Annotated in this window: 20 protein-coding genes; 15 read left to right on the top strand and 5 right to left on the bottom strand. The window is 69.6% G+C overall.

Annotated elements, in window-relative coordinates:
* Window positions 1-105: 105 nt before the first annotated feature.
* The gene (locus tag ACLJWH_RS10265) at window positions 106-2,298 is read left to right on the top strand and encodes a P-loop NTPase fold protein (protein ID WP_411141284.1); all 2,193 of its coding nucleotides are present in this window, start codon (window positions 106-108) and stop codon (window positions 2,296-2,298) included.
* A 22-nt stretch (window positions 2,299-2,320) separates the two neighbouring features.
* Here the strand turns inward: ACLJWH_RS10265 and ACLJWH_RS10260 are convergent, their stop codons facing one another.
* Together ACLJWH_RS10260 and ACLJWH_RS10255 are read right to left on the bottom strand one after the other, a co-directional pair.
* On the bottom strand, window positions 2,321-3,955 hold the full coding sequence (locus ACLJWH_RS10260; RefSeq protein WP_411141283.1) for an N-acyl-D-amino-acid deacylase family protein: 1,635 nt from the start codon (window positions 3,953-3,955) through the stop codon (window positions 2,321-2,323).
* Window positions 3,956-4,062: 107 nt separating this feature from the next.
* Window positions 4,063-5,343, bottom strand: coding sequence for an amino acid deaminase (locus ACLJWH_RS10255; RefSeq protein ID WP_411141282.1), 1,281 nt, complete (start codon window positions 5,341-5,343; stop codon window positions 4,063-4,065).
* Window positions 5,344-5,663: 320 nt separating this feature from the next.
* Between ACLJWH_RS10255 and ACLJWH_RS10250 the strand changes: the two genes are divergently transcribed.
* The 4 genes from ACLJWH_RS10250 to ACLJWH_RS10235 all read left to right on the top strand — a co-directional run bounded on the left by ACLJWH_RS10250 (window position 5,664) and on the right by ACLJWH_RS10235 (window position 9,568).
* Window positions 5,664-6,686 (top strand): sugar kinase, encoded by a 1,023-nt coding sequence (locus ACLJWH_RS10250; RefSeq protein WP_411141374.1) that lies wholly within the window; start codon window positions 5,664-5,666, stop codon window positions 6,684-6,686.
* 73 nt (window positions 6,687-6,759) lie between these two features.
* The gene (locus ACLJWH_RS10245) at window positions 6,760-7,539 is read left to right on the top strand and encodes an IclR family transcriptional regulator (RefSeq protein ID WP_411141281.1); all 780 of its coding nucleotides are present in this window, start codon (window positions 6,760-6,762) and stop codon (window positions 7,537-7,539) included.
* A gap of 5 nt (window positions 7,540-7,544) precedes the next feature.
* Complete coding sequence (locus ACLJWH_RS10240; RefSeq protein WP_052855909.1) at window positions 7,545-7,955, top strand: RidA family protein; 411 nt, start codon at window positions 7,545-7,547, stop codon at window positions 7,953-7,955.
* Between the two features lie 143 nt (window positions 7,956-8,098).
* Window positions 8,099-9,568 (top strand): GntP family permease, encoded by a 1,470-nt coding sequence (locus ACLJWH_RS10235; RefSeq protein WP_411141280.1) that lies wholly within the window; start codon window positions 8,099-8,101, stop codon window positions 9,566-9,568.
* Between the two features lie 219 nt (window positions 9,569-9,787).
* Here ACLJWH_RS10235 and ACLJWH_RS10230 read toward each other — a convergent pair whose 3' ends face one another.
* Both ACLJWH_RS10230 and ACLJWH_RS10225 read right to left on the bottom strand, forming a co-directional pair.
* On the bottom strand, window positions 9,788-10,345 hold the full coding sequence (locus tag ACLJWH_RS10230; protein WP_411141279.1) for a flavoprotein: 558 nt from the start codon (window positions 10,343-10,345) through the stop codon (window positions 9,788-9,790).
* Window positions 10,342-11,613 (bottom strand): helix-turn-helix domain-containing protein, encoded by a 1,272-nt coding sequence (locus ACLJWH_RS10225; protein ID WP_411141278.1) that lies wholly within the window; start codon window positions 11,611-11,613, stop codon window positions 10,342-10,344. Before ACLJWH_RS10225 ends, ACLJWH_RS10230 begins: the two co-directional genes overlap by 4 nt.
* A 176-nt stretch (window positions 11,614-11,789) precedes the next feature.
* Between ACLJWH_RS10225 and ACLJWH_RS10220 the strand changes: the two genes are divergently transcribed.
* The 8 genes from ACLJWH_RS10220 (at window position 11,790) to ACLJWH_RS10185 (ending at window position 18,736) form a co-directional block, all read left to right on the top strand.
* Window positions 11,790-12,224, top strand: coding sequence for an ATP-binding protein (locus ACLJWH_RS10220; RefSeq protein ID WP_411141277.1), 435 nt, complete (start codon window positions 11,790-11,792; stop codon window positions 12,222-12,224).
* Between the two features lie 39 nt (window positions 12,225-12,263).
* Window positions 12,264-13,547: a UDP-N-acetylglucosamine 1-carboxyvinyltransferase gene (locus ACLJWH_RS10215; RefSeq protein ID WP_411141373.1), complete on the top strand. Its 1,284-nt coding sequence runs from the start codon at window positions 12,264-12,266 to the stop codon at window positions 13,545-13,547.
* Window positions 13,544-14,776 (top strand): metallophosphoesterase, encoded by a 1,233-nt coding sequence (locus ACLJWH_RS10210; protein WP_411141276.1) that lies wholly within the window; start codon window positions 13,544-13,546, stop codon window positions 14,774-14,776. The genes ACLJWH_RS10215 and ACLJWH_RS10210 overlap by 4 nt, the downstream gene beginning before the upstream one ends.
* Window positions 14,776-15,315, top strand: coding sequence for a dCTP deaminase (gene dcd, locus ACLJWH_RS10205; protein ID WP_411141275.1), 540 nt, complete (start codon window positions 14,776-14,778; stop codon window positions 15,313-15,315). The genes ACLJWH_RS10210 and dcd overlap by 1 nt, the downstream gene beginning before the upstream one ends.
* Window positions 15,312-15,848, top strand: coding sequence for a dCTP deaminase domain-containing protein (locus ACLJWH_RS10200; RefSeq protein WP_411141274.1), 537 nt, complete (start codon window positions 15,312-15,314; stop codon window positions 15,846-15,848). The genes dcd and ACLJWH_RS10200 overlap by 4 nt, the downstream gene beginning before the upstream one ends.
* Window positions 15,845-16,966 (top strand): glycosyltransferase family 4 protein, encoded by a 1,122-nt coding sequence (locus ACLJWH_RS10195; protein ID WP_411141273.1) that lies wholly within the window; start codon window positions 15,845-15,847, stop codon window positions 16,964-16,966. Before ACLJWH_RS10200 ends, ACLJWH_RS10195 begins: the two co-directional genes overlap by 4 nt.
* A 94-nt stretch (window positions 16,967-17,060) precedes the next feature.
* A complete protein-coding gene (locus ACLJWH_RS10190; RefSeq protein WP_411141272.1) occupies window positions 17,061-18,104 on the top strand; it encodes a serine hydrolase domain-containing protein in 1,044 nt (347 codons plus the stop codon).
* Between the two features lie 419 nt (window positions 18,105-18,523).
* The gene (locus ACLJWH_RS10185; protein ID WP_411141271.1) at window positions 18,524-18,736 is read left to right on the top strand and encodes a peptide deformylase; all 213 of its coding nucleotides are present in this window, start codon (window positions 18,524-18,526) and stop codon (window positions 18,734-18,736) included.
* Here ACLJWH_RS10185 and ACLJWH_RS10180 read toward each other — a convergent pair.
* Window positions 18,727-18,960, bottom strand: a complete 234-nt coding sequence (locus ACLJWH_RS10180) for a hypothetical protein (RefSeq protein WP_411141270.1) — start codon at window positions 18,958-18,960, stop codon at window positions 18,727-18,729. The genes ACLJWH_RS10185 and ACLJWH_RS10180 overlap by 10 nt on opposite strands.
* 389 nt (window positions 18,961-19,349) lie before the next feature.
* Here ACLJWH_RS10180 and ACLJWH_RS10175 point away from each other — a divergent pair, with 389 nt between their 5' ends.
* Together ACLJWH_RS10175 and ACLJWH_RS10170 are read left to right on the top strand one after the other, a co-directional pair.
* Window positions 19,350-23,864, top strand: coding sequence for an AAA domain-containing protein (locus ACLJWH_RS10175; protein ID WP_411141269.1), 4,515 nt, complete (start codon window positions 19,350-19,352; stop codon window positions 23,862-23,864).
* Window positions 23,861-24,703: a hypothetical protein gene (locus ACLJWH_RS10170; protein ID WP_411141268.1), complete on the top strand. Its 843-nt coding sequence runs from the start codon at window positions 23,861-23,863 to the stop codon at window positions 24,701-24,703. Before ACLJWH_RS10175 ends, ACLJWH_RS10170 begins: the two co-directional genes overlap by 4 nt.
* Window positions 24,704-24,761 lie beyond the last annotated feature (58 nt).

Here is a 24,761-nt window from a genome sequence, read left to right as displayed (position 1 = left end):
GGCCCGGCCGCTGCGGCGGTACGCTCCGGGCGGCCGGTGCGCCGCGCGACCGGACGCGGCCACGACCGGCCCAGGCTCACGATCCGGCACCGGGGGGCCGACGTGGTGACTTCTTCCGCAGGGCCCGCGCCGCACGGGCCGTTCGCCCTGCTCAACGACGAGCCGGTGGCCGGGACCGGGGCGGATCTGCTCGGCGCGGGCCGGGCCGCCCGCCAGCTCGCCGGGCTGCTGGCCGCCTCCCGCCCCTCCACCCCCTTTACCCTCGCCGTCGACGCTGGCTGGGGCATGGGCAAGAGCAGCCTGATGCGGCTGGTCGACGCGGAGCTGACACAGGCGCCCGCGGTGCACACCGTCTGGTACAACGCCTGGACCTCCACCGGCGCCGACGCGCTGGAGGGGCTGATCAAGTCCGTCCTGATGCGCTTCGACCGGCGGGTGCTCCGGCGCGGCCTGCGGCGGGTCACCGAGCGGCGCGCCCTGCTGCGGGCCGTCCGCGTGCTGACGACGGTCGCCGCCGGGCCGCTGGGCGTGGCGAGCCTGGTCGACGAGCTGTGGAAGAGCCTGTCCGTCGACTCCCAGGCCCGCAACGAGATGCGCGGCGCCCTCGGCGACCTGGTCCGGGACTGGGCGCAGACCGACGACTTCCGGCCGGGCCGGCTGCTGGTGGTCTTCATCGACGACCTGGACCGCTGTTCGGAGGAGACGGTGCTGGCGGTCTGCGAGGCCGTGAAGGTCTATCTGGATGTGCCGGGGCTGGCGTTCGTCATCGGCTGCGACCGGTCGGCGATGGGGCCGAACGGGCTGCTGCGGGACCTGTCGCCGGCCGGTTCGGCGTTCATGGAGAAGATCTTCCAGACCAGTTACCGCATTCCGGCGCCGGACGGCCAGGGGGTCAAGGACTACATCCGGTGGTGCGCGCGGACCGCCGGGGTGGCGCCGCTGCTGGACGAGGCGCTGGTGGAGCTGCTGGTGGCGCGCTCGGCGCGCAACCCGCGGCGCATCAAGCGCCTCATGAACGGTTTCGTCCTGGAGGCGACGCTGAACCCGGTCTGGCGCGACTTCGGGCCCGGTGCGGTGATCCGCACGCTGCTGCTCCAGTACTTCTATCCCGACTTCTACCGGATGATGACGGGCCCGTCCGGCACGGTGGACGGCGATGTGGTGGCCGAGTTCCGTATCTACCGCGCCGTACGGAGGACGCTGCTCGCGGCGCCGGGCGGCGTCCCGGCCGAGGAGCTGGAGGTGGTGCAGGGCTTCCTCGCGCGCTACGACCTGCTGCCGCCGGGGCCGCCCGGACCGGCCGGTGACGCGGTGCTGGCCGCGCTGGAGCGCCAGTTGCCCCACGAGTTCCCGGACCTGGCGGTCAATCCGGCGTTCACCTCGCTGGTCGACGAGCTGGTCGCCCGCCCGGACGCGGCCCAGCTGCTGCTGCGGCTGCGGGAGGGCCCGCGGGGCTCCGCGGCCGCGCCGACCCGGATGTCACCGGAGTGGGAGCCGCTCTGGCGCGAGCTGCCGGGGCCGGTCGCGGACGGCTACGGCCTCGGCGCCGGGTTCGGACCGCCGCTGGCCTGGCTGGGCAGCCGGCCGCCCGGGGAGTACGCGCCGTCGCCGGTCCCGCCCCCGGACGTGCCGCAGCAGCCGGGGCCGTGGCAGGTGCCGGAACTCCCCGAGCCCTGGTACGCGCCGCCGCCGGCCCCGGACCGGCCCCGGACGCCGGGGCCGGCGGACCTCCCGCTCCCGGGGTACGACCCCCCGGTGCCGCCCGCCGGGTACCCCCTGCCGGGCGGCTCGCCGCAGGCTGCGCAGTACGGGCAGTACGGGCAGCAGCAGGCCGCCCTGTACGGGCAGCAGTCGCCGCAGGCCGGGGCCGTCCAGCAACTGCCGTACGCACAGCGCTCGTTGGACATCCTGTGGGTGGACGACCGGCCGGAGAACAACGTCATGGAGCGGGAGACGCTGGCGGAGCTCGGCGCGCGGGTGCGGCAGGTGTCCAAGACCGCCGCCGCGCGGACCGCGCTCCGCGGCCGCGCTCCCGATCTGCTGATCTCCGACATCAGCCGGGGCCGGGAGCACACCGCGGGGTTCACCATGGTGGCGGAGCTCGCGGCGGAAGGGCTCTACAACGGGCCGGTGATCTTCTACACCTTCCGCCGGAGTCCCGAACGCGAGGAGCGGGCCGCCGAGCTGGGGGCCGCGCTGACCAACGACGCCCGGCAGCTGCGCGAGCTGGTGCTGCGCGCGGGGCTGCCGCGGGCCCGCGACCGGGGCGCGCCGCCCGCCCCGCCGCCCGCGGACTGACCGCCCCGCCCGGTGCCGGGACTCAGCCCCGCCGCGCCGGCGTCCGGCGTACCGACCGGCCGGCGAGCACCTGGCTGCGGCGCCCGTCCTCGACCACGAAGCGGCCGTCGATCAGGACGTGCGGGATGCCGGACGGCAGGGTGCGCGGGGTGTCGAAGGTCGACTCCGCGGCGACCGTCGCCGGGTCGAAGAGGACCAGGTCGGCACGGTAGCCCTCGCGGACCAGGCCGCGGTCGGGTAGGCGCAGGCGGGCCGCCGGGCGGGAGGTGAGGTGCGCGACGCAGTCCTCAAGGGTGAGGACGCCCAGCTCGCGGACGTACTTCCCGAGGTACTGGGGGAAGGTGCCGTACGCGCGGGGGTGCGGCTTGTAGCCCTGGAGGATGCCGTCGCTGCCGCCGGTGTGCACCCGGTGGCGCATGATCTGCCGGACATTCTCCTCGTGGCCGACGTGCTGGAGGATCGTCGAGCCCAGCCGGTCGTTGACGAGCAGCCGCCGGGCGGTGACCCAGGGCTGCTCGCCGCGCTCGGCGGCGCTGCGCGCGATCGTCTTGCCGACGCAGCCCGCCAGGCCCGGGTCGCTGACGCCGGAGATCTCGATGGTGTCCCATTCGATCGGCACGCCGTGGCAGCCGTCGGCGCCCTCGACCTCCATGACGTGCCGGATGCGTTCCGCCGTCGCGTCGTCCTTCAGCCGCGCCAGGATCGCCTCCGGGCCGCCCTCGCTCGCCCAGCTCGGCAGCATGGCGACCAGGGTCGTACAGCCGGGGGTGTAGGGGTAGGTGTCGAGGGAGATGTCGGCGCCGTCGTCCAGCGCCCGGTCCAGCAGGGCCAGCAGCTCGGGCGCGCGGCCCTTGTTGACGCCGAAGTTCATGGTGGCGTGCGCGAGATGCAGGGCGCAGCCGGCCTCGCGGGTGAGGGCGACCATCTCCTCGTACGCCTGGAGGGCGCCGGCCCCGTAGGAGCGGTGGTGCGGGCAGTAGTAGCCGTCGTAGCGGGCCACCACCCGGCAGAGTTCGGTCAGTTCGGCGTCGGAGGCGTACATGCCGGGGGTGTAGGTCAGGCCGGAGGAGAGGCCGACGGCGCCCTGCTCCAGGCCCTCGGCGACCAGCTGCCGCATCCGGGTGAGCTCGTCGGCGGTGGCGGGGCGGTCGTCCCAGCCGACGGTGAGCATCCGGACGGTGCCCTGCGGGATGAGGTAGGCGGCGTTGACGGCGATGCCGTCGCCGTCGAAGCCGTGGTCGAGGCGGTCCAGGTACTCGCCGACGGTGCGCCAGGTGAAGTCGATGTCGGTGCTGCCGGGCGCACCGCCGTTCCAGCCGGTGATCTGCGCGCGGACCTCGGCGAGGGTGGTGTCGTCGACGGGCGCGTACGACAGGCCGTCCTGGCCGATGACTTCGAGGGTGACGCCCTGGGCGGCCTTCGCCTCGTGCGACGGGTCGCGGAGCAGCGCGAGGTCGCTGTGCGCGTGCATGTCGATGAAGCCGGGGGAGAGGGCGAGGCCGTCCGCCGCCACCACGCGGGCGGCGCTCGGGCGCGGGCCGCCGTCCGTCTCGCGGTGGATCTCGGCTATCCGGCCGTCGGCCAGCGCGACATCGGCGCGGTAGGACGGACCGCCGGATCCGTCGATGACGCGTACGTCGCGGAACACGGTGTCCATGGCTGGGGCTGCCTTTCGTGGGGCCGGTGCGGGGTGGCCGCGCGCACGCGGCGGGGCGGGGCGTCCGGTGTCCCGGGACGGGGCCCCGCCCCGGGACACCCGTGCGCCTAGAAGAAGGTGCGGAGGTAGTCCGTGACCGTGCCGTCGGCCTCGACCAGCGGGATCAGCTGCCATTTGTCGAAGGACGTGCAGGGGTGCGACAGGCCCAGACCGACCCAGTCGCCGACCTCCAGATCCCCGGCGGCCTCGGTCGCGATCCAGGTGTGCTGGTCGGAGAGGCCGGTGACGGTGATACCGGCCGCGGGGCGTACGGTGCCGTCCCGGCCGGAGCGGACGACCTGGGCGGTGGGCAGATCGAGGTCGTACGCCGCGTCGCGCTTGCCCGCGTTGAGGAACGCCTGCCCGGGGGAGGGCCGGGAGACGACCTGCGCCCAGAGGCGGAAGGCGGGCTGGAGGGCGCCCTCCTCCGGTACCCGGTTGAAGGGGGTCAGATGGCGGTAGTGGCCGTCGTCGTGCGAGACGTACGCGCCCGAGCGCAGCAGCTTGAGGACCGGTGCGGACAGCTCCGGGACCTCGGCGAAGACCTCGGCGACCGCGTCGAACCAGGCGCTGCCGCCGGCGCTGAGCACGATCTCGTCGAGGCCGGCGAACCGGCCCGCGCCGTCGAACTCCACGGCCAGCGCGACCAGTCGGCGCAGCCAGGCCAGCACCCGCTCGGGTGTGGCGTCGGGCACCTCGCCCTCGTAGCCGGCGACGCCGACCAGCCGCAGGGTGTCCGTGCCCGCGAGGGCGTCGGCGAGCGCGCGGCATTCGGCCTCGGTACGGACGCCGGTGCGCGCGCCGTCGCCCGCGCCCAGTTCGATCACGACGTCCACCGGGCGGCGGGCCCCGGCCGCGCGGAGGGCCGCGTCCATCAGCTCGATGCCGCGCAGCGAGTCGACGTAGCAGATGAAGCGGAAGTCCGGGTCGGCGTCGAGTTCGGCGGCGAGCCAGCGCAGCGCGGCGGCGTCCACCACCTCGTTGGCCAGGAAGATCCGCTGGATGCCGAAGGCGCGGTAGACGCGGACGTGGGTGGGGACGGCGGCGGTGATGCCCCAGGCGCCGTGCGCCAGCTGGCGGGCGAAGAGCTGTGGTGCCATGGAGGTCTTGCCGTGCGGGGCGAAGGCCAGGTGGTGGTGGGCCGCGTAGCTCTCCATGAGGGCGAGGTTGTGCTCGACCGACTCGGCGGAGAGGGCGAGGACGGGGGTGGTGAACCCGTCCCGGAAGAGGTTGCGGCGCTCGGCGGCCAGCTCGCCGACGGTCCGGCCCTCGGCGTCCGGGGGGAGGGCCTTGAAGCGGTGATCGACCCGTTCGCTGGCGAGTCCGTCCGCGAGCCGCTCGACGGCCATGGGGCCTCCTCAAAAGATCTTGTTGCATTCTGTGCAACGCCCATTGCGCATATCGCTTACAGCTGTCTAACATCCGAGCCAGCACCGGGTCAATGGTGAGAAAACCGTCGGACCAGGTGCCGAACATCGGACGAACATCGTGGAAACCCGGCCCGGACCCGGCGACGGACCGGGCACGGCACCCCGCGGCAAGCATCGTGCGAACCCGCCCGCCGGTACAGCGGCGGCACAGCAAAGGAGCGCAACCGATCGTGACCAGGTCCTCGAACGTCAGCGACACCGTCGGCCCGGACGTCGACGTCGTCTGTCTCGGCGAGTCCATGGTCACCTTCCTGCCCACCCGGCCGGGCCGCCTCGCGGACGTCCCCTCCTTCGACCGCGACATCGGCGGCGCCGAGTCCAACGTCGCCTGCGCGCTGGCCCGCACCGGCCACACCGCCCGCTGGGTCTCCCGCGTCGGCACCGACGGCTTCGGCGACCACCTCCTGGCCACCATCGCCGGCCACGGCGTCGACGTCTCCCACGTCCAGCGCGACCCCCGGCGCCCCACCGGCATCTACTTCCGCACCGCGGGCGAGCGCGCCACCGGTGTCGCGGGCGAGGAGCCCGGCCGCGCCGAAGTCGTCTACTACCGCGCCGGATCCGCCGCCTCCGCCATGACCCCCGGCCTGCTCGACGCCGACGCCCTGCGCGACACCCGCATCGTGCACCTCACCGGCATCACCGCGGCCCTCTCCGACGGCTGCCTCGACGTGCTGCGCACCCTCACCCGGCGCACCCCGGGCCGCCCCCTCGTCTCCTTCGACGTCAACTACCGCGTCGGCCTCTGGCGCGATCCCGCCCAGGGCCCCGGCCTCCTGCTCGACCTCGCCCGCGGCTGCGACCTGGTCTTCGTCGGCGAGGACGAGGCTGCGGCCGCCTGGGACCTGCACGGCCCGGCCGCTGTCCGGGCCGCGCTGCCCGAACCGGCCACCCTCGTCATCAAGCAGGGCGCCGAGGGCGCCACCGTCTACGCCCGCCAGGAGGACGGCACGGACACCGTCACCGCCGCCCCCGCCCTGGCCGTCGAGGTCGTCGCCCCGGTCGGCGCCGGTGACGCCTTCGCCGCCGGTTTCCTCTCCGCCACCCTCCGCGCGCTGCCCGTCTTCGCCCGGATCCGGCACGGCCACCTGATGGCCGCCGCCTCCCTCACCGTCCCCGGCGACCTCGGCACCCCGCCCTCCCGCGCCCTCGCCGACGGCCTGGCCGCACTCGATTCCGCCGACTGGGGCACACTGCGACTCGGCCCCGGCTGGACGACCGACGGGGTGCGCACCGCACGGGTGGAGGTACCGGCACAGTGAACGAGCGAAGCGAACGAACCAGGAACAGGCGCGCCGCCGAGGCGCGCCGGGCCGAGCGCGGCGAGGTCCGGTCATGAGCCAGACAGTCGACCGGGCACTGAGCATCCTGCCGCTGCTCGCGGAGGGACCGGCCAACCTCGAACAGGTCTCGGTCCGGCTCGGCGTCCACAAGTCCACCGCCCTGCGCCTGCTGCGCACGCTGCACGAGCACGGCATCGTCTACCGCCAGCCCGACCAGCGCTACCGCCTCGGCGCCCGGCTGTTCGCGCTCGCCCAGGAAGCCGTCGAGAACCTCGACGTCCGCGAGATCGCCCACCCCCACCTCGTCGCCCTCAACGAGAAGTGCGGGCACACCGTCCACCTCGCGGTCTACGAGGAGAACGAGGTCCTCTACATCGACAAGGTCGAGAGCCGCTACCCCGTCCGGATGTACTCCCGGATCGGCAAACCCGTCGCCATCACGGTCGCCGCGGTCGCCAAACTGCTCCTCGCCGACCTGTCGGAACCCGAGCGCCGCGCCCTCGCGGAGAAGCTCGACTACCCCCTCTACACGCCCCGTTCGACCCCCAACGCCGCGGCCTTCCTGGCCGAACTGGCCAAGGTCCGCGAACAGGGCTGGGCCACCGACCTCGGTGGCCACGAGGAGTCCATCAACTGCATCGGGGCCCCCATCCGGGGCGCGGACGGACGCCTGGTCGCCGCCATGTCGGTCTCCGCACCGAACGTCGTGGTCACCGCCGATGAACTCCTCAGCCTGCTCCCGCTGGTGCGCCGCACCGCCGACACCATCAGCCGGGAGTACTCCGGTACCGCAATCCCCCAGCCCTCCGCCGGCCCCGCACAGGAAGCCTGAACACCATGACCGAGAAGACCGCGCTCACCCCGGCCACCCACACCACCCCGCCCGCGAAGTTCTCGCACGGCGTCAAGAAGGGCAACATCCTTCAGGTCGCCGGGCAGGTCGGCTTCCTCCCCGCCGTCGAGGGCCAGGCCCCCACCCCGGCCGGACCCACGCTGCGCGAGCAGACCCTCCAGACCTTCGCCAACGTCCAGGCCATCCTCGAAGAGGGCGGTGCGAGCTGGGACGACGTGATGATGATGCGCGTCTACCTCACCGACGTCGACCACTTCGCCGAGATGAACGAGATCTACAACGCCTACTTCGAGGCCGCGGGTCTCAAGGAGGCGCCCGCCGCCCGGACGACCGTCTACGTCGGGCTGCCCAAGGGCCTGCTCATCGAGATCGACGCCCTCGCGGTCCTGAGCTGAGACACCGGCTCCCTTGCCCCGCCTGCCGTTAGCGCCACCGCAAGCGCACCGAACGCCGCACGGTGCGGCGCCCCGTACCCACGGGGCGCCGTGCCGTGGTCCCCCCTGCCTGGAAAACCGCTGACTGACAACGGAGTCACCTCATGTTCCTCGCCGCGGCCCCCACCACACCGCCACCGCACACCGGCGGACTGCTCGCCCTGATACCGGGCACGGCCGGACTGCTCACCGTCGCCGCCCTGGGCATCGCCCTCCTGCTCTTCCTGATCATCAAGGTCAGGCTCCAGCCCTTCGTGGCGCTGCTCGGCGTCTCCATCGTCGTCGGCCTCGGCGCCGGGCTGTCGGTCACCGAACTCTTCGGTACCGTCCAGAAGTCCGACGTCGTCTCGATGATCGAGTCCGGTATGGGCGGCATCCTCGGACACGTCGCGATCATCATCGGCCTGGGCACCATGCTCGGCGCGATCCTGGAGGTCTCCGGCGGCGCGGAGGTGCTGTCCGCCCGGCTCCTGAACCTCTTCGGGGAGAAGCGCGCCCCGCTCGCGATGGGCCTGACCGGCCTGATCTTCGGTATCCCGGTCTTCTTCGACGTCGGCATCTTCGTCCTCGCGCCGATCGTCTACGCCGCGGCCAAGCGGTCCGGCAAGTCGATCATCCTCTACTGCATGCCGCTGCTGGCGGGTCTGTCCATGACCCACGCCTTCCTGCCGCCGCACCCCGGCCCGGTCGCCGCCGCCGGTCTCTTCAAGGTGGACCTCGGCTGGGTCATCCTGATGGGCATCATCTGCGGAATCCCGGCCGTCCTCGCGGCCTGGGGGTACGCCGCCTGGATCGGCAAGCGGATCTTCGTCGAGGTCCCGCAGGACATGGTCGAGGCCGCCGAGGAGGCCCGCGCCGCGGTCGCCGCCGAACAGGCCGCGGCCGGTGTCACACCGCACGAGAAGCCGGTCCCGCTGGGCACCGTCCTCGCCATCATCGGCACCCCGCTGGTGCTCATCCTGCTGGCGACGTTCTCCTCCATCGCCCTGGACCCCTCCACCTTCCGCTCGGTCGTCGAGTTCTTCGGCAACCCCTTCGTCGCCCTGACGATCGCCCTGCTGCTCTCGTACTACCTGCTGGGCATCCGCCGCGGCTGGTCGCGCAAGTCGCTGGAGACCGTCTCGACCTCCTCGCTCAAGCCGGTCGGCAACATCCTCCTGGTCGTCGGCGCCGGCGGGATCTTCGGCGCGGTCCTCAAGGGCAGCGGCGTCGCCGGCGCCCTCTCCGACACCTTCCACAACGTCGGCCTCCCGGTCATCGTCCTGGCCTGGCTGCTCTCCGTCGTCCTGCGCGTCGCCCAGGGCTCGGCCACCGTCGCCATCGTCACCACGGCCGGTATCGTCCTGCCGCTCGTCGAGGGCCAGGGCATGTCCCAGCCCCATCTGGCGCTGATCATCATGGCGATCTCGGCCGGATCGATCTTCGCCTCGCACGTGAACGACGGCGGCTTCTGGATGGTGTCGAAGTACTTCGGCATCTCGGAACGCGACACCCTGAAGTCCTGGACCGTACTGGAGTCGGTGCTCTCGGTCGCCGGGTTCGCGGTGGCGGCACTGGTGAGCCTGGTCGTCTAGCCGCCCGGCCGGCCGTTCGGGCAGCGGGCGGTGCCCGGTCCTCTCCCCTGGACCGGGCACCTTCGCGCGTACGGACGGACCGCGGGGCGGTACGGGTACGGCGGGCTCATCCGCTCTCAGGCGGCCAAGGCGCGCAGCACCACGCAACGTGGTGCCGCCCCTATCCACCGGGCAGCAGCCCCTCCGCCGCCACAGGCCCCGCCAGCACGGCGACGCTGATCAGGCCGGTGCGGACAGCTTGGGAGTAAGCAGCTCCAGCGCCTCTTCCCAGCGGTACTGGGCCGCCCCACCGCCGGCCTTCGGCTTGTGGGGCTCGTACGAACCGATCAGGACGCCCATCTCGCGCAGCCGCTCCAGGCTCTGGCTGTATGCGGGGTGGGCGGCCTGTGCCGAGTTCAGGTAGGGCATGACTGCGGTAGGGATGCCGAAGCCGTACGCCTCGCACAGGATGCCCAGCGCCAGAGTGTCCGAGATCCCGGCGGCCCATTTGTTGATCGTGTTGAAGGTGGCCGGGGCCACCGCGATGGCGTCGGCGGGCGGCAGCGGGCGTGGGTCGCCGGGCGAGCGCCAGCCCGAGCGGATCGGGTAGCCGGTCTGTGCCTCGACCGCCTCGGCGTCTATGAAGCCGAGGGCCTGCGGGGTGGCGACGACGCCCACATCCCAGTTCGCCTCCTGGGCCGCGGTGATCAGGATGCCGACTTCGCCGGCGATGCCGGAGGCGCACACGACGACGTAGAGGAAGGGCTTCTTGGTCTGCCGGTCCGGCTGATCACTCACGCGGGGACTCCCAGTTGACGGCTGAAGCGGTGCAGTTCAGGCAGCGTACGTCGGCGGTCGCGGGCGGCCATGTCGGCCACCAGCTCACGGACGGCCGGTCGGCGGATATCCTGGGCCGCGCAGCTTTCTGCGATGCGAAGGGCCTGGTAGCCGTCCTCCAGGCGGCCCTGCTGGCTGTAGGCGCGGCCGACCTCGATCCACAGGGCGGCACGACGCTCGGGGACGGGGATGTGGCGGCGCATGAGAGGCCGGGCGGTGTCCAGGGCGACGCCCGCGTCACCGAACACGACGGCCGCGCTGAGTCCGTGCAAGGCGACGTTGGTCGGACTGAAGTTGGCCCAGGCGTCGGGACTGTCGAGTGCCACGTAGCGGGCGACTTCCTTCGCCTCGGTGAGGAAGTCCCGGGTGGCGGAGCGGTCGCCGCCGCTGCTGGCGGCGGTGACCCCGCGCAGAAGCAGCAGTCCGAGTGCCGCTAGGTACTTCGGGGAGCGCTGGTCGTACGAGCCCGTGAGCTGGTCGGCGGTGTGCCGGACGAGGGCGACGGCCTGAGCGGTGTGGCTGTCACGTGCCAGGGCGTGGGCGTGAACCCGGACGCTGGAGGCGAGGACGACGGGATCGCCGGAGCGTTCGGCCTCGGCCATGGCGCGTCCGACCGCGAGCCAGGCATTGCCCTGGTCGCTCTGCTTGAGCAGCAGGCTCGCCGAGGTCTGGTACGCCGTGGCGAGGAGCCCGGACAGGTCGCTCGATCCGGGACTGTCGCTGATGGCCTGCCGTAACTGCCCGATCAGGACGGGCAGCGTGCCTTCCAGCTTCGTGTAATCGCAGGTGCAGAAGAGACGTCGTACACCCGCGACTTGGTCTCGCATGCTCTGGAGATCCGGCACCTGTTCGGCGGTCACACGGGCTGTTCCAGGCAGCAGGGACTGGACCAGGTCCTGATGGGTGCTGCTGGGGAGGGTCGGTGCCGCGAGCGCGGCGATGCCGGCGGCGAGAACGGTACGGCGGTGCATGTCCTCTGTCTCGGGTCCGGAGTGGCTGATGTCCGAGGTGGCGGCGAGGCCGAGGCGGCGGGGCGGAATCGCCAGCACGCGCGAGACCTCGCGCAGCATACGGATGTCGTCCGTGCCCCTGCCGCCTTCCAGGCGGCTCACCTTGGACTGGTGATAGCCCAGAGCTGAGGCGACTTCCCTCTGCGAACGTCGCTGTAATACGCGGGCCTGACGGATCACTTCACCGATCCGTCTCGCCTCGCTGTGCTCTTCGGCCATCTGTGCCACGGCTCCTCCCGCCGTCGCCGATCCTGCCTTCCCAACCGAGCGTAAGGGGACTGGCAGTGCACCGTGATGCAGCTCCTGCATAGACCATGCAGCACCCGCACACGCCCTGGTTCGCGAGGTCCGTCCGGCGGTTACGTGGAGTGGCCGAACCAATCAGGAGGCCGCTCATGGAAGCGCACCACATCCGGATTCCCGTCCCCGGCACGCCTGCCGGCGCCGCGTCGGCGCGCCGGCAAATTGCCGAGGAGATACGGGAATGGGGTGCCGCTTTCGGACCTGCACTCCTGGATGCGGCTGTGTTGGTGGCCTCGGAGCTGATCACCAACGCGGTACGGCACGCACACAAAGGACCGATCACAGCCGGCGCCTACCTCAGCGACGAGGCGCTACGGATCGCCGTGATCGATACCAGCTTCGACATCCCGGAAGTCGGCCTGCCGGACGCGGAAGAGGAAAACGGACGCGGCCTGTTTCTCGTCGCCGCGCTCGCCGACCGCCACGGATTCGACCCGCTGCCTTCCGGTAAGCGCTGCTGGGCCGAGCTCGATCTCAGCGCTCCGCTTCCAACCGTCGCAACACACGTGCCCCAGATGAGGAGCTGACTGTTGCCAGCCGTACGAATTCCCCCAGTCGCCGCAGAAGTGGTCGCCGTGCGCCCGAGCGTTCCGCTCGCCGGGGCCGTGACCGTCGACGGGTCGAAGAACGCGGCCCTGCCCCTGCTGGCCGCCGCCGCAGCCATGCATCGCCCGGTGCACCTGAGCAACGTCCCGGCCAACACGGATGTCGGAACGATGCTCACCCTCCTCCAGCAGGCCGGCTGGCACGCGGCCCGCCCGGTCAGCGATCCACACACCACGGTGATCCTGCCGAGCGACAAGCAACGGCCGTATCCCGAACCCGAGGTCGCTGCGCGTATCAGGGCCTCGTACTACCTGGTCCCGGCACTTCTCGGCGCCTACGGAAGGGCCCGTTTGCCGTGGCCGGGCGGCTGCGCCATCGGAGAACGCGGGATGGAGCAGCACTTCAAGGTGTACGAGCGGTTCGGTGACCGTTCGACCGTCGATAACCGCGGCTACCTCGTGGAAGCAGCCACTGGCGGACGCGGGACGGTATCGATCATGCTCCCCTTCCGGTCCCGCGGAGCGAGCATCGCCGCTGTCCTGCGTACGGTCGTCGCCCGACGGCCGCTGCGTCTGGGCCAACCGAACCTGTCACCCGAAGTGCTGAGTGTCGTAGAGGCGTTGAGGAACTCCGGGTGGGAGTGTCGGGTCAGCGAGGCTGTCCTCACCCTTCAGCCGCCTCGATCCGATTCCGGCGAGGAGATCGCGTGGCGGGTGCCTGGCGACAAGATCGAAGCGGGCACCCTGGCCTGCGCAGTCGCGGTAACAGGCGGCAACGCGCACATCCTCGGCGTACACCGCGACGACATCACCCCCCTGATCACCGCGCTGCGCTGGCTCGGCATTCCAGCCGACGCCGAGGACGGCACCCTCACCGTGCAGGCCCAGGACGCTCAGCCCACCGGCCGACCGCTGCGAGCCATTGCCTCTCTGTCCCCCGGCGGCCTGGACGCGGACTTCGAGCCCGCGCTGCTGGCCCTGGCCCTCACCTTGCCCGGCACACACCTGTTCGCCGACGACATCAACCCCGGTCGCCACCGCAACCTGCTGCCCCAGCTGGGCCGCCTCGGAGCCACGATCGACGAGTTGTCGCCCACACAGTGCCGCTTCGCCGGACCGCAGCAGCTGACCGGTGCCGGAGTGGAGGCCACCGACATCCGCACGGGTTCCGCCCTGCTCATCGCCGGCCTCACCGCTCGCGGCGTGACCACCCTCGGCGGCCTCGAACAGCTCCGGCGCGGCCACGCCGACCTGCCCGTCAAGCTGCACGCCCTCGGAGCCGACATCTGCGAGGTGATCCCGTGAACCGGCAACTGCGGCAGATCATCGCGACGACCGACGTCCACTCCGCCTTCGACTCGGCCGCTCCGATGCTCGCCCACCTACACGCTGCGAGACCCGACAGCCTGATCGTGGACTGCGGAGACTTCTTCGAGGGGAGCGGCTACTACCACCTCGGCGAGGGACGCATCGAGTGCGAAGTCCTCACCACCCTGTACGACCTGCTCGCGCCCGGAAACCACGGGTGGCCGCACTACTTCGAGCCGCAGCTGCACCGGATGACGGTGTGCGCGAACACGACCGATGACAGTGGCACGCCACTCTTCGACCGCGTACGCATCCAGCACGTCGGCGGACGGCGGGTCGCTGTCACCGCGATGATGGGCCCGCAGGCGTTCAACGCCATCCCTGCCGACCAGCGCGCCGACCACCGCATCAGCAACCCGGCCCAGGCTCTGCACGAAGTGATGCAGGAGAACCACCACAGTGCTGACTCGTGGATGGTGCTGTCCCACTCCGGCTTCGAGGAGGACCTGAAGCTGGCCGCAGCCTGCCCGCGCGCCGATGTCATCTTCGCCGGGCACTGCCACAGCGACAGCTTCGGCCCCGTGCACGTCGGCGACACCCTCGTGGTCAAGGGCCGCGAACTCGGTGTCGGATACGCCGCCGCCGAGCCTGTCGGCAGTGGGTGGGGCGCCCGCATCGGGTCCTTCCCCGATGCTCATTCCGTTCCTCACGAACTCACCTCGCTGATGGAGAAGATCTCAGCCATCGGACTGCGACTGAGAAGCCCCATCGGCGCTGTGGACGAGCGCCTCCGCGATGCGCCCTTGGATCGCCGCAGACTGCTCGAAGAGATCGCCGGCCGACTGCACTCCGGCCTCGGCGCTGACGCGGTCATCCTCAACGAGACCGCCCTGCGTCCCGTGTCACTCGGCGCCACGCTGACCCTCGGCGACCTGCTGGCCATCGAGCCCTTCGGGAACCAGCTCGTGCATGCCTTCCTCCCCGAGCAGCACGTCCAGGGCCACGGCAAGCTGCTCGACCATCTCACCGAACTCGTCGGCCCCCTGGTCGTCGCCCCTGCGCCTCTTCCCCCGGCGATCCGAACCGTGCTGACCACCGACTACCTCGCCGACAGCTACCTCGGCGGGCGAACTCATCAAGCAGGCGTACACCTTCGTCAAGCCGTAAGCCATGTCCTGACCACCTCGCTTCCCAGCTCCGCCGACTCCCAAGAAGGAGGCCAGTAATGATCCTCACCGGACCTGAGATCAAGGCTGCCGTGGCCAACGGGCGCTTACGGATCACTCCCTTCACCCCGGACCAGACGAACCCCAACAGCTACAACGTCCGCCTCGGTCCGACCTTGCTGACGTATGCCGCCAAGGTGATCGACGCCCACCAGACGAATCCCACGCGCTCGATCCTGATCGGCGAGGACGGATTCGTCCTGCAGCCCGGCGAGCTGTACCTCGGCCACACCGTGGAGGAGGTCGGCTCGGACATCTTCGTTCCCCTGCTCTTCGGCCGCTCCTCGGTCGGACGCCTCGGCCTGTTCGTCGAGATCACCGCGCCGATCGGCGATATCGGCTTCCACGGTCAGTGGACCTTGATGCTCTCGCCCATCCGCCCGCTACGGGTGTACGCGGGCATGAAGATCGGGCAGATCATGTTCTTCGTCTCCACCGGTGACGTCGACCTGTATCGCGGCAAGTACCAGGGAGCCGATGGCCCCCAGCCCTCCCGCTACTGGCAGGACGCTGCACGCATCCAGGCAGTGGGCTCGTGATTCTCACGGGTCCAGCCATCGTCGCTGCCGTCAGCACGGGAGAGATCACCATCTCCCCCTACGAGCCCGCGCGGATCTCACCCAACGCCTACGACTGGCGGCTGGGCGACACGATCCGCATCTGTGACGGCGACCTGGACGCAGCCACCCGCACCGCCTTCACCGAACACCCCATCCCCAGTTCCGGCTTGGTTCTGAAGCCAGGAGTGCTCTACCTCGGCATCACTCTGGAGAAGACCGGCTCGGAAACGTACGCACAGCTGCTCAACGGGAACCGCACCACCGGCGCGCTGGGCATCTGGGTCCACGTCTCCGCCCCGCTCGGCCACCAGGGTCACGCGATCCGCTGGACCTTGGAGATTCGTGTCGCCAAGCCCGCCCGTGTCTATCCGGGGATGACCTTCGGCAAGCTCGTCTTCCTCACCACTGCCGGCAGCCCGGCCAGTTACCAACACCAACGCGCCAAGTACGCGGCGACGAACGGCATCGACATCTCCCGCCTGTACGAAGAGATCCCCCAAGGAGCGTTGTGAAGTCCGTCGTTCGCCCAACTGCGGGCCCTCTGGCCGCTGCCTTCCTGGACCTTCCGGCCGGTAGCCCCGGCGGCAGCGTCGAGCTCTTCCTCGATCTCTATACCGGCGACGATCCACTCATCCCGGCGCGGGCCTTCATGCTGGGGCCCGCAGGCCCCAGGTCACGCCTCCCATCGGGCCTCGACCTGCTCGCCGTGTCCGGGAAGTGCCTGGAAGGTGCCGGCTTCAGTCGCTACGTGGCAACCCTGCGCCGGGCCCTGGTGACAGCGATCGATCCGGCGCAGATCGGCGTTCTGCACTTGCACCATCTCGCGTTCGGCGCCACCCCCGCGCTGCTCCGGGCACTTCCGGCACACCCGAGGATCGCGATGGTTCACGGTACCGACCTGCTGTTTGCCGAAGCCCACCGCGACCAGCTCCAGGTGCTGCGCGAGACAGCGAGGGCCGCCGACGCAATCGTGGTCTCCACCGGCGCCATGGCCGATCACCTGCTCAAACTCGCCCCGCAAACAGACCGCCGCAAGGTCATCCACATCCCGTGGGGCATCCCCGACCATCTGCTCGCTGATCCACCGGCCCGGCCCGCCCGCACGTCAACCAGCCATCTGCGAGTCCTGTACGCAGGACGGCTGACATCCGAGAAGGGGGTCGAGCGTCTCATCACCGGCCTGGCGCCCATTCCGGGCGTCGAGCTGAGCGTCGCCGCCCCCAGAGACCAGTTCCGCGCCCTGCCCCCGCTGCTCCAGCGGGCCGGCGTGCGGGCCCGCTATCTCGGCTGGCTCCGCCGTCCACAGCTGTGGAGAGCCTTCACCGAGCACGACGTACTGGCCCTGCCGTCCACCACCCTGGAGGCCATGGGCCTGGTCGCGCTGGAGGCCCAAGCCTGCGGGCTGCCTGTCCTGTACCAGCCCGTGCCCGGCCTCACCGAGGTCCTCGCAGGCTCCGGAGTGGCCACCGACTTCACGCACTCCACCGCACTCGCCCGCGACCTGAACCGGCTGTGGACCGCACCGGGACTGCTGCCCGCTCTCCGACAGGCGGGCTACGCGAACGCCGCCCGCTACCCGCTCTCAACGACCGCTCAGTCTCTAACCGAACTCGGCCGCCAACTCGCCTGAACAGCCCTTCAAGCGGTCCGCCACGCCGCTGCCCGGCCCGCTCCGTGAACGTCACTACGCTGGCCGGCGGGATGGCCCGGCGAAGAGGGAGACCATGACGTACGACATCGACCGCATCAAAGCCCTGCTCGACGAGGGTGTCCGCGACAAGGTGTACCCCGGCGCCGTGTGGGCCGTCGGCGACGCCAATGGCATCCGCGCCCAAGGCACCACTGGTGTCCTCGATCCCGACGAGCCGGACGTGCCGATGCGCGCCGACACCGTCTTCGATGCCGCCAGCCTCACCAAGATTCTCGCCGTTTGGTCAACCATCGGCGCTCTGTGGGAAGACGGTGTCCTCGACCTGGACCAGCCACTGGGCAGCTTCTGGCCGGAGGTCTCCGGCCACCCCATCGGCACCGCTACCGCCCGGCAGCTGTTGACGCACACAGCTGGCCTTCCCCAGAGGGCCCAGCTGAAGAACCTTTACGGCACCAACAAGGAGGACATCCGTCGAGGCGTCCTGCACGAGCAACTCCACCGGCCACCAGCCGAGGCCGTCGAGTACACCGACCGGGCCGCCCTTATTCTTGGCTACCTTGCCGAACACCTCTCTGGCCGAACCCTCGACGATCTGGCCACCGTGCGCGTCTGGCGGCCCCTGGGCATGCACACCACTCGATTCGGCCCACTACCGGACAGCATCGCGACCCGCTGTGCCCCGACCGAACTTGATCGAGATACCGACACTCACCTCAAGGGAACCGCCCACGACTTCTCCGCACGCCTGCTGGGCGGCATCTGCGGTATCGCCGGCACCTTCACCGTGCTCGACGATCTCGCCGCCCTCCTGCGGTACATGCTGGACACGAGTACCGCACCGGAGCCCCCCGGCTTCGGCCGCTGCTGGACCGCAACGTCACTGACCGTGCAAACCGGCAACTTGACACCTGCGCGCGGCCTGTTCTGGCACACCGCGCCCGGAACCGTCCAGTCCGACGATGTATGGGTCCACTACGGATTCACTGGAACCGGCATGTGGATCTCACCCCGTCAAAGCCGGTGGGCCGTACTGCTGACCAACAAGCTCTACTTCACCCGCCACCGGCAGCCCCTGACTGAAGTGCGCAACGCCTTCCGGGCGCTCGCTTACAGCTGAGCGGCCATCAAGGACGCCCGATGCTCGACGCCCAGGAAGGGAATATCACGACATCAACTGTCTGGTGCTTCTGGAACGTGGGGGCTGCGAGTGAGACTGAGGCAAGAAGCTCGCGTCCTCAAGGAGAAGGCCGTCTCTTCGACGGTCGCGGCGGCCGAGGCATTCAACTCGCCGCACGACCGTTGGCGAGAGACGAAGGTACTTCTGCACCTTCAGCACTCCTTCGAGATGTTGCTGAAAGCCGCACCCGTGCAGAAGGGTATTAGCGTCTTCGACCCGGCCCTGGGCCGCTGCCGTCGTCCGGCCCGCCGACCCCGCCGCTCCCCCGGTCATTCTGCTCAACCCCCCGCATCGCCGAGCGCTCGGATGAAGCGGACGAATAGTTCGAGGGCTGACTGTCTCTCTTCGACGTCCGTGGCATGGTCCCCCGGCCGCTGCGGATCACCGTGGAGACCACCACGCTGGACGGTCAAACCCTGACCACCACCTACCAGCGCGGCCTCGCCCGCCTGGTCCACCACGAGATCGACCACCTCGACGGCATGCTCTACACCGCGCGGATGCGGCCCGGAACCGACCCCATCCCCGTCGAGCAGTACCGCCAGACCGGCCGCGCCTGGACCTACGAGTAGTAGCAGGCGTCGCCAAAGTCTGGCACCTGGCTGACCTCGGAGAGGTTCGCAGTTTGGGTTGTATTCAACCTCGCGCAAAGGTCGTTCGGCGCCTCGTGATCTGCGCCGGGCACTGCCACAGCGACCAGTACGGTTCCGTCCGCGTCGGCGGCACCCTCACCGTCAAAGGCCGCGACGATCGCGAAGCCTGACGTCAGTTCTCGCCATAACCAGACATTGTTCATCGCGGACCGTAGCTACCGTTCGGTCTGCCTCACGAAGCACGAACGGGGCTACACACGGTCTGTTGTCCTGGCTGTCAGGCTGTCCCCGATGGTCTCTTCCCATTGCCTCCCACCTGTGCAGAAGCGCATCAAGGGACCCGTCGAGGACGCTTCCAGCCGGGGCGATCAGCACGTCCGCGACCAGACCATTCAGCGACGTACACGGCGCCGAAGCTTGTGAAACAGATCCGGTCATCCTGCCTGGATCCCCTTGCTGTGACCTCGACCGACCTCGAATCTGGAACGTTCGTCAGCGGCCGAGAAGGAGAATGGTGAACGTTCCGCGACGCCACGCGAGTGATCCAGACGTCATCGGGCAGACAGCAGGGCTAGTCAATTTCCTGCGTGACGTGGTCCACAGCAGCCATCAGCGGCAGCGTGACGACCGAGGTCGTGACCGCCTCTGGCTGGCCCGGCTGCCCGAGCCAGTCCGCAGGCCGGCACCGCGTGATGACGGCGTGCTGCTGATTCTCGACCACGTGCCGCAGAGCGCTCCGCCCGACCTGCCCGCCTCACTCGACGGCTGGGTGGAGCCGACGCGCTGCCTGGACCCAGATGGGGGCGATCCACCTCTCGCGGAAGAGGGTCCGGGACACGAGTTGGTGCGCGTCGCGGACGAGCGGGAACGGCTGGAGGAGGACGGAACCCTGCGCCGTGAAGAGGCCGGTGACGTGCTGCGGGCCTATGGCACCTGGTTGGACCGCTGGCGCAGGTGGGCGGAGCGGGAGCGTTCGGAACGGCCGCTGCGGGAACTCTACGACCGGATCTACGCGTGGCACCAGAAGCTGGCCCAGGAGGACGATCAGACAGAACTCATCTTGGGTATAGGGCTGTTGACTTGGAATGGTCCAAACGAAGACACGGTGCACCGCCATCTGTTCACCCATCGGGTGGAGACGTCAGTGGACCGCCGCACGGCAATGCTGACGGTGAGGCTGTCGTCGGAGGGCGCCCTGCGTCTCGAAGACCAGGACTTCCTGGACAGTGACGACGGATGGGTTCGCGAGCGCGGGGCCGCTCTCTCGGAAGAGATCACCGCTCGTGGGATGGATCCGCTGGGGCCCGAGGCACTGGAGCAACTGGCGCAGTGGCAAGAGAGGGCGATCACACGTCCCATGGGCTTCAGCGCGGCGTGGGAGCCGCCCCGCGCACCTGAGCCGGGGGCGCGCCTCGCATACGCGCCCGCCCTGGTCATGCGCCCCCGCAACCTCAACTCTCTGCTGCGGTTCTACGACCAGATCGCGGAAGCGGTGGCCTCGGAGGGCCGTGCGCCGCTCGGCCTGGCCCAAATGGCCATGACGATCGAGACCGATGACCGATCCGCCTGGGATGGAGCTCAAAAGGCCCCACTCTTCGGTGGTGATCCTCTCTTCCCTGGCAAGACGAACGCACAGCAGCGCAGCGTGCTGGGGCGCCTGGAGCGCGACACCGGCGTGGTGGTTCAGGGGCCACCCGGCACAGGCAAGACCCACACGATCGCCAACCTTGTCTCCGCGCTACTCGCTCAGGGCCAGCGGGTGCTTGTCACTAGCGCCCGCGACCAGGCACTGACCGTCTTGCGGGACAAACTTCCGCCGTCGGTGAGGGACTTGTGCGTCCTGTTGCTCAGCTCTACTCGCCACGACGGCGCGGGCGAGCTTGAACGCACAATCAACGCGCTTACCGACCAGGTAGCCACCAGCGACCCAGACGAACTACGTGCCGAAATCCGCCGCCTCGCCGGCGAACGCGATGAGGTACGAGGACGGATCGAGACGCTTACCGAGCAGGTGATCTCGCTCCGTGAGGCCGAGTATCGGCATCGGAGCGTGGCGCCGGGATACGCGGGAACGCTCGCCGAGATCGTGGAGCGGGTTCACACCGGAGCCAAGGAGTTCGAGTGGATCAGCCCTCTCCCGGACACCGCCGAAGACTCCCCTCCGCTGGCCTCCGAGCAAGCCCAGGAACTCCTCCTGCTGCTGCGTGACGGCACGGGTCAGCCGCGGGTGGGCGGGGCGTTGCCTGCCCCTGACGAGCTTCCTTCGCCCCGGCACATCGCGGACGTCTTCGTGGCCAGCCGCCTCAGCGACGAGGGTCTGTCCGCGGAGGCCGTCGAGATCCGGAACATACTCGCTCATCTCGACGCGTCCGTGACCGCCGAACTGGCCTCGCTGCTTGATGACTGCGAGACGGCCCTTCACCACCTCGGGGTGCCTGCCGACGCCACACACTGGGATCCGGATTCCTGGATCACTCGGGCGCTGACGGACCGGCTCTCTCGATCCGACCTCGGGCTGTGGCAGCGCGTGGCAGCCATCACCGACGACATCCGCGAGGTCGCGCGGGACCTGGACGCGCTGGGCCTGCGCTTGGTGACCGTGCCCGAGGACCTGACCGCCCAGAAGGCCAGCCAGTTGGCGACCGTCGGCGCCGCGCTCCGGGCTCATCTGACCACAGGCAAGACTCTGCGCCCGTGGTTTCCGAGCAAGGCACAGAAGAAGGCCCGGGAGTTGCTGGACTCGTGCACAGTCGACGGCCGTGCGCCGCAGACGGCGGAGGACCTGGACGCCGTGCTGTCACACCTTCGGGCACACTCCGCCCTCGCTGGCGCGGCCACACGCTGGCAACAGGCAAATGCCGCACTCCCCCCGGGAGACGTGGAGGTACGGCTGGCCGCACTGGCCGCACGCGCCGAGTTCCTAGAGCATGTACAGGCATTCGGCTCGGCACGGGACCGCGTCGACGAGCTTCTTGTACGTCACCGTGCGCGCCTGGCGATTGCCTCCCGCCGAACGTGGCAAAACTTCAACGCCGGCGTCGCTGCGCTCCATGGCCGACGCGCCGCCGATGAGGCGGTCGCGCAACTGGCCGCCTGGGACGAACTCCTTTGTACCCCCGTCAATGGCGCCCAGCCATCAGCAGAGTCCATGGCCCTCGTACAGGCCCTTCGCGACCAGGACGTGGACACCTATACCGAGGCCATAGATGCACTGGCCGCAGCGCACCGGAGGGAGCACCGCACGCGTCGGTGCACCGAACTGCTGGGCGCCCTACGCGCCGACCACCCTTTGCTCGCAGGCCGCCTCGTCGACAGCACCGAAGATCCCGACTGGGAGGAACGGCTGGGGTCCCTGGAACGGGCGTGGGCATGGGCAAAGGCTTCGCAGTTCATGGACAAGCAGCGCACGCCCGGTCTGGAGCGCAAACTCGAAGGCGACCTCACTGAGCACGAAGCCCGGCTAGAGCATGTGACCGGTGAACTCGCTGCAGCTTGGGGGCGGTTGCACTGCTTGGAGCGGATGACACAGGAACAGCATTCGGCGCTCCAGGCGTACCGGACGCACATGTCGTCCGTCGGCAAGGGCAAGGGGCGGCATGCGGGACGCTTCCGAGCCGCGGCACGCGATGCGATGTCCGTGGCCCAGGGCGCGGTTCCCGCATGGGTCATGCCCATTCCCCAGGTCGCCGAGATGGTGCAGGCGAAGCGGGACACCTTTGACGTCGTCATCGTCGACGAGGCCAGCCAAGCGGGCATGGACGCGTTGTTCCTCCTGTGGCTGGCTCCCCGAGTGATCGTCGTTGGTGACGACAAGCAGTGTGCGCCCGCCGTCACGGGCCAGGGCCGTCTGCAGGCCATCCAGGACAAGCTGGCCGCCCATCTGCCGGACATGCCCACCCGGCTGCGCCAGCTCTATATGCCGCACGCCAACCTCTACCAGTTGCTGTGCAACTTCTTTCCGCAGGTGATCCGTCTCGAAGAGCACTTCCGCTGTGTGCCCGAGATCATCAACTGGTCTTCCAGCACCTTCTACGACCACAAGCTCTTGCCCCTGCGCCAGTACGGCGCCGAACGCCTCGACCCATTGCGTTCCCACTTCGTCGAAGGCGCCGTGGTTACGGGCCGAGACAGCCGTGTCCACAACCCCAAGGAGGCCGAGGCGATCGTCGACTGCCTGGCCCGCCTGGCCAAGGACCCCGTCTACCAGGACAAGACCATGGGCGTGATCGTGCTCCAGGGCTTCGGACAGATCAAGTTCCTGGAGGCCCTCATCGAGCAACGTCTACCGGCCACCGTGCGGGAGCGCCACCAGATTCGCGTGGGCAACGCGGCCTCGTTCCAGGGTGACGAGCGCCACGTCATCCTGCTGTCCATGGTCGTGACGAACCCGCCGCGCGCAGCGGGCGGGAACAAAAGCGAGCAGCAGGCATACAACGTCGCCGCCAGCCGGGCTCAGGATCAGATGTGGCTCTTCTACTCGGTTCCACCCGACCGTCTCAAGCCGCACGACCTACGGCTCAACCTCCTGACGTACATGGAGAACCCACCCGCCGCTTTGGATGCAGCCGACGACATCGGACCGGTGCTGCCCGACGTCCGGAGGGCTCCCTTCGACTCGCTTTTCGAGCAGCAGGTGTACCTGGAGATCAAGGAACGGGGTTACCACGTGGTCCCGCAGTTCCCGGCCGGCAGCAAGCGTATCGATCTGGTGGTGGTGGGGGCCCGCGGTCGGCTCGCCGTGGAGTGCGATGGCGACGCCTTCCACCACGCCACGCGGGAGCAGATCGAGAGTGATCAACGGCGGGACCGCGAACTGAAGCGCGTGGGATGGAAGTTCTGGCGGATACGGGAGAGCGACTTCCGTTTCGATCCCGCCGCGGCACTCGACGGTCTGTGGGACGAACTCGACCGTCAGGGGATTCGGCCCGCGAACTACACGCGGTCCGCGACAGCCCCCCAGCCGGTCGGCTCCAACGCCACGTGGAAGCCACTCGATCTCTCCTCGGACGACGGGCTCACCGATGACGAGGGCACCGGAGACGAACAGACCGACGACCGGTACGACGACCCAACCGACAACGACACCACGGAGGACGACGCCGCATGATGCAGGAAACCGTACTGGGCCCGCTCGACGGCAACACCTTGAAAGAGCTGGCCCGTGTCATCTGCGGCGATGACAACCTCTACTACCGCAGGGGCTTCGAGATCACCCAGTTCCTGGAGAACGCCGGGTGGCGCAACGTGCCCGAGTACGACGGCGAGTACCGGGGCGAGTGGGTACTTCATCTGCTCATGGAACGTCGCGAGAACCACACCGAGCTGGAAAAGGTACTTCTCAGACTGGCGGACGCACGCGAGTACCTCGAAGAACCCGACGTTCTCCCGGCCGTCGTCAACGCGGTCAACGCCTTCCTTGTCCACGAAGGCTTCCGCTTGGAGAACCCCGGCGGCCGACCCAGGGTCGTCGTCTGCGATCCGGCCGTGGCACACCCGGGCCAGCAGGCGCCTGTCGAGCTCAAGGCCACCATGGCCGAGATCATCCGTGAACCACGGATGGCCGCGCTGCTCCAGCGCCGTCTGGACGAAGCCCGCACCTGCTACGCCAACGGGGCTCACGTCGCGGCCGTCATCATGCTGGGCAGCCTCCTAGAGGGCGTCCTGCTTACGGTGATCGAGGAGCGCGACGCCTCCCTGCTGCGCAACAAGGACCCCGATTTCATCGGCCTCAAGGCCCTCATCGACATCTGTCACAAGGCGGGCTGGATCGACGTCGACATGGAACGCCACAGCCAGACCCTGCGCGAGTACCGCAATTTCGTCCACCCACGACGTGAGTTTTCCGAGGCGCACACTCCCGACCGCGACACGCTCACCGTTTCCTGGTACGTCGTGAACGGCGCCCTCAACGACCTCACGGCCAGCCAACCTGAAGCCAGCGCGTAGAGCGGGCACGGACGAAAGCCACTGCGTGCCTACCGGGCCACGCAGTCAGACCAGGGAC

This window comes from Streptomyces sp. x-80 (assembly GCF_046549095.1).
Classification (GTDB): domain Bacteria; phylum Actinomycetota; class Actinomycetes; order Streptomycetales; family Streptomycetaceae; genus Streptomyces; species Streptomyces celluloflavus.
This window is presented reverse-complemented; position numbering and strand designations above follow the sequence as displayed.

Bases quoted from the DNA above. Each gene is read 5' to 3' on its own strand.
- ACLJWH_RS10260 (WP_411141283.1), bottom strand. From the start codon at position 3,955: ATGGACACCGTGTTCCGCGACGTACGCGTCATCGACGGATCCGGCGGT.
- ACLJWH_RS10255 (WP_411141282.1), bottom strand. From the start codon at position 5,343: ATGGCCGTCGAGCGGCTCGCGGACGGACTCGCCAGCGAACGGGTCGAT.
- ACLJWH_RS10250 (WP_411141374.1), top strand. From the start codon at position 5,664: ATGGTCACCTTCCTGCCCACCCGGCCGGGCCGCCTCGCGGACGTCCCC.
- ACLJWH_RS10245 (WP_411141281.1), top strand. From the start codon at position 6,760: ATGAGCCAGACAGTCGACCGGGCACTGAGCATCCTGCCGCTGCTCGCG.
- ACLJWH_RS10240 (WP_052855909.1), top strand. From the start codon at position 7,545: ATGACCGAGAAGACCGCGCTCACCCCGGCCACCCACACCACCCCGCCC.
- ACLJWH_RS10235 (WP_411141280.1), top strand. From the start codon at position 8,099: ATGTTCCTCGCCGCGGCCCCCACCACACCGCCACCGCACACCGGCGGA.
- ACLJWH_RS10225 (WP_411141278.1), bottom strand. From the start codon at position 11,613: ATGGCCGAAGAGCACAGCGAGGCGAGACGGATCGGTGAAGTGATCCGT.
- ACLJWH_RS10220 (WP_411141277.1), top strand. From the start codon at position 11,790: ATGGAAGCGCACCACATCCGGATTCCCGTCCCCGGCACGCCTGCCGGC.
- dcd (WP_411141275.1), top strand. From the start codon at position 14,776: ATGATCCTCACCGGACCTGAGATCAAGGCTGCCGTGGCCAACGGGCGC.
- ACLJWH_RS10190 (WP_411141272.1), top strand. From the start codon at position 17,061: ATGACGTACGACATCGACCGCATCAAAGCCCTGCTCGACGAGGGTGTC.
- ACLJWH_RS10185 (WP_411141271.1), top strand. From the start codon at position 18,524: ATGGTCCCCCGGCCGCTGCGGATCACCGTGGAGACCACCACGCTGGAC.
- ACLJWH_RS10180 (WP_411141270.1), bottom strand. From the start codon at position 18,960: ATGAACAATGTCTGGTTATGGCGAGAACTGACGTCAGGCTTCGCGATC.
- ACLJWH_RS10170 (WP_411141268.1), top strand. From the start codon at position 23,861: ATGATGCAGGAAACCGTACTGGGCCCGCTCGACGGCAACACCTTGAAA.